7 protein-coding genes are annotated in these 8,157 nt (G+C 66.0%); 4 read left to right on the top strand and 3 right to left on the bottom strand.

Translation table 11 applies throughout. The annotated features are described in order from the left end of the window. Positions 1–465: 465 nt before the first annotated feature. Positions 466–1,515 (bottom strand): Gfo/Idh/MocA family oxidoreductase, encoded by a 1,050-nt coding sequence (locus E8E91_RS09865; protein WP_280375591.1) that lies wholly within the window; start codon positions 1,513–1,515, stop codon positions 466–468. A 75-nt stretch (positions 1,516–1,590) separates the two neighbouring features. On the opposite strand from E8E91_RS09865, the gene E8E91_RS09860 reads away from it, so the two are divergent. The 3 genes from E8E91_RS09860 (at position 1,591) to E8E91_RS09850 (ending at position 5,295) form a co-directional block, all read left to right on the top strand. Continuing rightward, positions 1,591–2,535 carry a LysR family transcriptional regulator gene (locus E8E91_RS09860; RefSeq protein ID WP_280375590.1) on the top strand — a complete coding sequence of 315 codons (945 nt, stop codon included), beginning with the start codon at positions 1,591–1,593 and terminating at the stop codon, positions 2,533–2,535. Between the two features lie 88 nt (positions 2,536–2,623). After that, positions 2,624–3,814, top strand: coding sequence for a sodium/glutamate symporter (gene gltS, locus E8E91_RS09855; RefSeq protein WP_280375589.1), 1,191 nt, complete (start codon positions 2,624–2,626; stop codon positions 3,812–3,814). A 2-nt stretch (positions 3,815–3,816) separates the two neighbouring features. Continuing rightward, positions 3,817–5,295, top strand: a complete 1,479-nt coding sequence (locus E8E91_RS09850; protein WP_280375588.1) for a TAXI family TRAP transporter solute-binding subunit — start codon at positions 3,817–3,819, stop codon at positions 5,293–5,295. A gap of 291 nt (positions 5,296–5,586) precedes the next feature. Here the strand turns inward: E8E91_RS09850 and E8E91_RS09845 are convergent, their stop codons facing one another. Further along, positions 5,587–6,282, bottom strand: a complete 696-nt coding sequence (locus tag E8E91_RS09845) for a lipopolysaccharide kinase InaA family protein (protein ID WP_280375587.1) — start codon at positions 6,280–6,282, stop codon at positions 5,587–5,589. A 224-nt stretch (positions 6,283–6,506) separates the two neighbouring features. On the opposite strand from E8E91_RS09845, the gene E8E91_RS09840 reads away from it, so the two are divergent. Beyond that, complete coding sequence (locus E8E91_RS09840; protein ID WP_069084686.1) at positions 6,507–6,851, top strand: cupin domain-containing protein; 345 nt, start codon at positions 6,507–6,509, stop codon at positions 6,849–6,851. A gap of 180 nt (positions 6,852–7,031) precedes the next feature. On the opposite strand, the gene E8E91_RS09835 is transcribed toward E8E91_RS09840, so the two are convergent. After that, positions 7,032–7,829 carry an SDR family oxidoreductase gene (locus E8E91_RS09835; protein ID WP_280375586.1) on the bottom strand — a complete coding sequence of 266 codons (798 nt, stop codon included), beginning with the start codon at positions 7,827–7,829 and terminating at the stop codon, positions 7,032–7,034. Between the last annotated feature and the right edge of the window lie 328 nt (positions 7,830–8,157).

The following is an 8,157-nucleotide window of genomic DNA, read 5'->3' as shown; positions in this document are numbered from 1 at the left end:
GGCGGCCTGGCGGGAGAGCGGGTTGCCATCCGTCCGACCGCGACCGACGGCGTCTTCGACGTGGTGTTCATCCACAAGACCGTGCGCCAGATTGATCTCAGGCAACCCAAGCCATGACTATCCACCCGTTACCCATGTCTCCCGACAAGCGTTACCCATGTATACCGGCTGAACACCGTGCGCACCGGCAGCCGTTTGACCTGATGCCGATGCTGATCCCGGAATTGGTGCGCACAGCGCACCCTACGTGCAGCCCAAACTGGAGAGGGCTGCCTACTGCGCAACCACCACGGTTCCACCCACCCTTGCCGCGCGGCCGATGGCGTCCACCACCCACCAGGTTTGAACACCTTGTGGGGGCGAATTCATTCGCCAAGCAGGCCGAGGGTCTGCCCTTCGAACTCCGCAAGGGGCAGCTGCGCCGCCCTTGGCGATTGAAATCGCCCCCACAAACAAGCGATCCACCTACTGCGCGACCATCACAGTTCCACCCTCTCTTGCCGCGCGGCCAATGGCTTCGACCACCCGCAGGTTCTGCAGGCCGTCGCGCACGCTCACCAACGGCTCCGCCTCACCACGGATGACCTGGCAGAAATGCTCCAGCTGCCGCGCCAGCGGGTCTTCGCGCACCAAGTCGGCCACCTCGCAGCTGAACGGCTTCCACCAGGAGCGATCCTCCGGCTGGTCGTAGCACTTCAGGCGCATGGTGGGCACGGCCAGGGAACCGCCGGTACCGGCGATGAGGTAGCAGTCTTCGTCGTCGTAGCTCGGGTAGTCGCGGTTCTCCCGGGACGTCTGCTCCCAGCTGCGGGCCGAGGCGGCGGTGTCGGAGAGCAGGAAGCTGCCCAGGGCGCCGCTGGCGAAGCGCAGGCTGATGGACACTGTGTCCTCCACCGGAAAACCCCGGGTGGCACTGGAAGCCAGGGCCTGTACGGCGACTATCTCACCGCACAGTGAGCGCAGGTTGCCGATTTCGTGGATCAGGTTGATCAGCACCGGCCCACCTCCCGCCTGGCGGCGCCAGGGTGCGGCGTCGAAGTAGTCATCAGGCTTGTAGAACAGCGCGCTGCCCATCACTGCCACCAGGTTGCCCAGGCGCCCCTCGCGGATGATCGCCCGCGCCCGCTCCAGGATCGGGCTATGTGCACGGTGGTGGCCTACCAGCAGCGGCACCTTCGAGCCTTGTGCGGCCGCCAGCAGGCGCTCGCCGGCTTCCAGCGTGTGGGCCACCGGTTTCTCGATCAGCGCCGGCACCCCCGCTTGCAGGCAAGTCAGGGCCTGCTCCACATGAAGCTGGTTGGGGGTGGCGAGGATGATGCCGTCGGGGCGTCCGGCTTCGAACAGCGCCTCCAGCGAAGGAAACAGCGGCAGGCCGGCGCGCTGCGCCACGGCTTCGGCGGCAGGAGCCGGGTCTACCAGGGCGACGGGGTCGCAGGAGGCGCTGGCCTGGAGGAGTTCGAGGTGGCGCTGGCCGATCAGGCCGGCGCCGGCAATGGCGATGCGGAGGCTGCTCATGTCGTTCGATCGATTCCGGTGTGGGAAGGTCGATCGAGAGACTAATATTCACTATCCAACCAATAATCAGCCTCCATGAAAAATCAGAATGCGCTTTTAGCGAATAATGATCCCTTCCTCCGCGACCTCCTGCTGTTCTGCACCGTGGCGCGGCGCTCCAGCTTCGTCGCCGGAGCGACCGAACTGGGCATCTCACCGGCCCATGTCAGCAAGCGCATCGCGATGCTGGAGGAATCCCTCGGGGTCAAGCTGTTCAACCGCACCACGCGGCGGGTGAACATCACCGCCGATGGCGAAGCGGCCTTCCTCTGGGCGCAGAAAATCCTCGAAGACGTGGAAGGCATGGTGGAGGCGCTCTCGGGCCTGAAGGGCGAACCGCGCGGCGTGTTGCGCCTGGCCACCAGCCTGCGCCTGGGGCGGGACTACGTGTCGCCGGTGCTGTCGCTGCTGCGCCAGCGCCATCCGGGGCTGGAGGTCTGGCTGGAACTGCTGGACCGGCGGGTGGACCTGATCGGCGAGAACTTCGACATCGACCTGCGCGTGGGCGAGGTGCACGAGCCGCACCTGATCGCCCACAGGATCGCCGAGAGCTACCGCATGCTCTGCGCCGCGCCGTCCTACCTGGCCCGACGCGGGCAGCCGCGCACCCTGGCCGACCTCGCGCAACACGACTGCCTGCTGTTCCGCGAGCGCGAACTGGGGTTCGGCGTCTGGCGCCTGTCCGGCCCGAATGGCGAGGAAACCGTGAAGGTCACCGGCCCCATGGCCTCCAATCACAGCGACGTGGTGCGCCAGTGGGCCCACGAGGGCCACGGGGTGATCATGGCCTCGGTCTGGGATGCCGCCCCGAGCATCCGCACCGGCAAGCTGGTGCGCGTGCTGCCGGCCTACCAGCAGAGCGCCGATGTCTGGGCGGTGACGGCCGCGCGGGCCTCGGGTTCGGCCAAGGTGAAGCTCTGCATCGACTTCCTCAAGGAGCAGCTCGCCGAGGGGCCCCACGCGCTGGACACCCGCCTCTGAGCGGGTCGACAAGCCCGCCATCCTTGGCTAGACCTCCAGGCATGTGGTCCCGCCTGTTGCGGGGCAGTCCCTGGCAGGAAGCACCGACGTGACGCTGAGTCCCCTGGATACCCTTCTCCTGGCCGCCCTCGCCCTGCTGCTCGGGCGCCTGGTCAACCGCCTGATCCCCTTGCTGTCGCGCTACAACATCCCCGAACCCATCACTGGCGGCCTGCTGTTCGCCATCGCCCTGGCCATTGCCGGCGCCGTGAGCGACTTCAGCGTGGAGTTCGACACCACCATGAAACCCGCCCTGCTGCTGGCGTTCTTCTCCGCCGTGGGGCTGTCGGCGGACCTGGCCATGCTCAAGCACGGCGGCAAGCGCCTGCTGATGTTCGTCATCGCCCTGATCCCCTTCCTGTTCCTGCAGAACATTCTCGGCATTCTGGTTGCCTGGGGCCTGGACATGCACCCGCTGATGGGCCTGGTGGGCGGCACCATCACCCTGGTCGGCGGTCATGGCACCGGGGCGGCCTATGCCGAGCGCTTCGCCGAGGTGAACAACCTGCAGGCGATCATGGAGCTATCGATGACTTCCGCCACCCTCGGCCTGGTGGCCGGCGGCATCATCGGCGGGCCGCTGGCGCAATGGCTGATCAAGCGCCACAAACTGGCGGGCAGCGGCCCCACCGGCGAGCATCACGAGATCACCGGCGAAACGGCCCCACCGGTTACCGCCAGCAACTTCCTCAATGTGCTGGCGGCCACCATGGCGGCCCTGGTGGGCGGTCAGTTCCTGGCGGGGATGTTCGGCGAAGGCGTCGTGACCCTGCCGAGCTTTCTCTGGTGCCTGCTGCTGGGCGTGGTGATCCGCAACGTCCTGCCGCTGGTGGGAGTGCGGCTGAACGACGGCGCCATCGACCTGATGGCGTCGGTCACGCTGTCGCTGTTCCTGGTGATCACCATGATGGCGCTGAGCCTGGGCCACGTGGCCAGCGTGGCCGGGCCGCTGCTAGTGATGCTGATCGCCCAGTCGGCCCTGGCCATGCTCTACGGCGCCTGGGTGGTCTACCGCTACACCGGCCGCGACTACGAAAGCGCCGTGCTCTCGGCAGCCTTCTGCGGCTTCGCCATTGGCGCCACGGCCACCGCCGTCGCCAACATGCAGGCCATCGCCCACAAGTACGGCCCGGCGCCGGAGGCCTTCATCGTCGCGCCGCTGGTGGGCGCCTTCCTGATCGACCTGCTCAACGCGCTGGTACTCACGGGCTTTCTCGCACTGCCGGGAATGGGAGGTTGACCATGCTGCGCGCCCTCCTCATCGCCCTCCTCGCCCTGACCGTCACCGCCTGTTCCCGCGGCCCCGACCAGGCGACCCTGGAAACCGAAGTGCAGCAACGCCTGAAGCAGGCCTTCGGCAGCGGCGTGCTCAGCCTTGCCGAGCTGAGCCGGCGCGGTTCAGCCCGCGACGCCAACGCGCCGGACGGCGAAAAACGCCTGGTGATCTACTTCGACAGCACGCTGAAAGTGGAGCGCGACCAGGACTTCGGCTCCTGGGATTCCCCCGGCGTCGCCAGCCTGATCAGCGCCCTCGGCGCCGGGCCGCGCGGGCTGTCTGGCATCCGCAATGAAGGCAATAAACAGGGCGACCTGCTGAGCGCCCACGGCAGCCTGATCTACCGCGAGACGGACAGCGGCTGGGTGGCCGTCGTGCCCCAGGGCTTCAAGGCGCCGCCCGCGCCCGAGACCATCGAGCCCGGCGTCGGCCAGACCCGCGAACAACTGGTGGCCGCCATCGGCACCGCGCTGAACCTGGCCCCCGGCGGCACCGGGACGAAGGAGCGGACCATCATCGCCGACGAGCTGAGCCGCTCGCTGAACAATATCCAGAGTCGCCTGAGCCGGCTGCAGAAGGGTTACCCATTGGCGGGCGGCCCGGCGTCCGGGCAGTACGCGCGGCTGGCCCAGGCCATGGCCAGCCTGATGCGGCCGAAGGGCCTGCAACTGACCCCTCTAACCACCGAAGGCGGCCTCGACAACCTGCGCATGCTGCGTCGGGGCGACGTGGTGGTGGCCCTGTCCCAAAGCGACATGGCGCAATTGGCGGTGAGCGGCAGCGGCCCCTTCACCGAGAGCGGCCCCTACACCGGGCTGCGCGCCCTGGCCAGCCTCTATCCCGAGCCCGTGCATGTGCTGGTACGCGGCGACAGCCCCATCCATGACCTGGCGGGCCTGCGCGGCAAACGGGTCAACCTCGGGCAGCCGGGCTCGGCCTCGCGGGATACAGCTGTCGCCGTGCTGGCGGCCCATGGCATCGGCACGGCGGATCTCGCCGAAGCCACCAGCCTGGATTTGCAGCAGGCGCTGACCGCCATCCGCGACGGCAACCTGGACGCCACCCTGCAGGTGATCGGCGCCCCCGCCGACAGCATTCGCGCCGCCAGCGAGGCCATGCAGTTGCGCCTGCTACCGCTGGAGGAATCGGCCATCCGCCAATTGGAAACCAGCCGGCCCGGCACCTTCGCCGCCCAGGTGGCCGCCGCGACCTATCCCAACCAGACGGCGCCGGTGCCCACCATTGCGGTGAGCGCGCTGCTGCTGTGCGACGAGCAATTGAGTGCGGGCGAGGCTGAACAGCTGGTGCAACAACTGTTCGCGCCGGACAACGACTGGCTGGCGGCCGGCAGTATCCAGGGCGAGCAGCTGTCGAAGGCCAACGCCCGGCGCGGGCTGGCAATTCCGCTGCACGAAGGGGCATTGAAGGCGTTGGAGAAGCCCTGACTGTCCGCATACTTCTGTGGGGGTGAATTCATTCGCGAATTGAACGGGCACCGAGCTGGCCGGCTCCCCCTCACCCCAACCCTCTCCCCTAGGGAGAGGGAGCTGTCCGTGCAATCCTGAAAGCCCGCGCGCTTCCTGTAGGGGCGAATTCATTCGCGAATTGAACGGGCACCGAGCCGGACGGCCTTCCCTCACCCCAACCCTCTCCCTGAGGGAGAGGGAGCTGTCCGTGCACGCCTGAATGCCTGCGCGCTTCCTGTGGGGGCGAATTCATTCGCGAAACTTGCCGAACTACGGCACGTAATCACTCTCCATCACATCCCGATAGGCCGTGACGAAGGCTTTCCAGTCCTCATCGGGCATGGGTTTGCGGTGTTGCTTGAACAGCTCGAAATCGTGCTTGGACGCGCTGTAGGCCGTCAGGCGGTGGTTGCTCTTGGCCAGCCCCAGCAAGGCTATCTCCACCTTCCTGTCCCGCTCGCCGCTGACCTTGACGAAGATGTTCTTCGGATACAGCCGGCCATGCTCCCAACCCGCCCGGTGCATGCGGCCGATGGTGTTGGCCAGTTGCTGGATCATCTGCTGGCGCAGGTCGGCGGCTTCCGGCCGGGCGTACCACTCTTCAAGGCTGATGAAGCCATCGAGGCTCTCGGTCACCAGCAGCGCCTGCCATTCGGTATCCGTCTTGCGGGCGGCGCTGAACACCACCTTGGGCACGCGGATGCCCAGCTGGGCCAGGGCCTGCAGCGCCTTCATCTCATGCAGGATGGTGGGCTCGCCGAAGGGATGGACCAGATCGCGGTGGAAGTGGTTGATCTGCCGTTTGCTGTAGAGCACCTGGCCATCCGGGGCGTGAAGGCGCTGGATGCCGCTTTCGCCGCTCAGGAGCTGGTCCTGGGAGTCGAACCACTCGCCGTAGGAATCCCACCACTTGTCGAAGCTGCCTTCCGAAGCGCCGTTGTCGTGCCTGAACCACTGGGTGTTCATGAGAGCACCTCCTCGTGAAGCGCCATCGCTCCACCGGGCTACTGCCGAGGCAACCCGACAAGGGCCGCCGCCTGGGGCCGGGATGGGCCCCTGGATTCACGTTAGCGCCCTTTTGCCAACTTTGCCGGCGCGTTCCCAGACACCTGGGGGTCGAATCCAGACAACTCCCGGCACAGCGTTAGACCTATGGTGACGGACCTTTCATCAGATCGTTTGGAGCTGAAATGTCCGACTTCATCACCGTTCTGCGCGAGACCTGCCCTACCCCCGTGCTGGATGCCACCAAGTGGAAGCGCATCGGCGGCGATCCGCACACCGTGAACCTCAACGCCTACCTGTCGAAGGACGGCAGCAAGATCATGGGCACCTGGATCTGCACCCCCGGCAAGTTCGAGGTGAACTACGAGAAGTGGGAGTACTGCCACTTCCTGGACGGCTACTGCATCATCACGCCCGAAGGCGAGGAGCCGAAGCACCTGAAGGCCGGCGATGTGTTCGTGATCGAGCCGGGCATGAAAGGCACCTGGGAAGTGGTGGAGACGGTGCGCAAATACTTCGTGTTTGCCTGACCTGCAAGCACAAATTCGTTCGCGAATGAGCGGATTTCGAGTCGGCCTATGGCTACCCTCTCCCAAAGGGAGAGGGAGCTTTCCGAGGCGGCCTGGAAGTCCGGACACGTCCTGTGGGAGCGAATTCATTCGCGAAAAAAAGGCCGGGCAATTGCCCGGCCTTTTGTCATCTGGCCCCGATCAGGCCTTGTAACGATCCGCCGCCGACGAGCGCGACAGATTCGGCGCCATGTGGAAACGCGCGGCGGTGAAGCGGTCCCAGTCTTCCTTTTCCGGCAATGAGGGGATGGTCACCAGTTCGCCCTGGTCCAGGCCGACCAGTGCGGCGTCCACCATCTCGCCCACGTCCATGAGAATTTCCTGCGGGATGTTCTCGATGCCGGTGCCCGAGCGTTCCCAGATTTCGGTACGGGTCGCGCCCGGCAGTACCACCTGCACGCGTACGCCCTTGTCCTTCACTTCCGAATTCAGCGACTGGCTGAGGTTGAGCACGAAGGCCTTGGTGCCGCTGTAGGTGCCGTTGAACATTTCCGGCGCGAGAGCCAGCACCGAGGCGATGTTGATGATGGTGCCGCGCCCCTGGGCGACGAAGTTGGCGGCAGCGGCGGCAGCCAAGTGGGTCACGGCCACCACGTTGAGCTGGATCATCGCGTCGAAGCGGTCGAGGTCGGTGTCCAGCAGGCTGCCGCTGATGGCCACGCCGGCGTTGTTCACCAGCACGCTGATGGCGGCGTCGCTGCGCAGGCGCTGGGCTACGCGGGTCAGGTCAGCGCGGTCGGTCAGGTCGGCCTTCAGTACTTCCACCTTCACGCCCGCCTGTTCGCGCAGCTGGGCGGCCAGGGCTTCCAGGCGGTTCTGGTCACGGGCGACCAGCAGCAGGTCATGGCCCCGTTCGGCCAGGCGCTTGGCATAGGTGGCGCCGATGCCGGTGGATGCGCCAGTGATCAGGGCAACGCCTTGGTGCTTCTGTTCGCTCATGGTTCTGTCTCCGGGGAAAGGGCTTGGGGTTCCAAGCGATGGACTTAAATTACACTCGTAATATTACGAGCGCAATATATCTCCGTTAACCATTCGTCGTCAGGTCCCTATGGTGCTGATTTGTTGTAGGGGCGATTTCAATCGCCAAGGGTTGCGAAGCAACCCCAGGGGGGCAGACCTTCGGCCTGCTTGGCGAATGAATTCGCCCCTACGGGAAGTTGGTCGCACAAAGAATGCGGGCAATAAAAAACGGCGCGCGGGCAGCAATCCCGGGCGCCGTAAAACTGCCTAGCAGCTGTGGTGTCGGACCGCCGGCCCTGGTCGCCGG

Origin of the sequence: Pseudomonas sp. BN515, from assembly GCF_029873155.1 — a bacterium.
Lineage (GTDB): Bacteria > Pseudomonadota > Gammaproteobacteria > Pseudomonadales > Pseudomonadaceae > Metapseudomonas.
The sequence above is the reverse complement of the archived record's forward strand: the minus strand, read 5'-3'. Positions and strand labels throughout refer to the sequence as shown.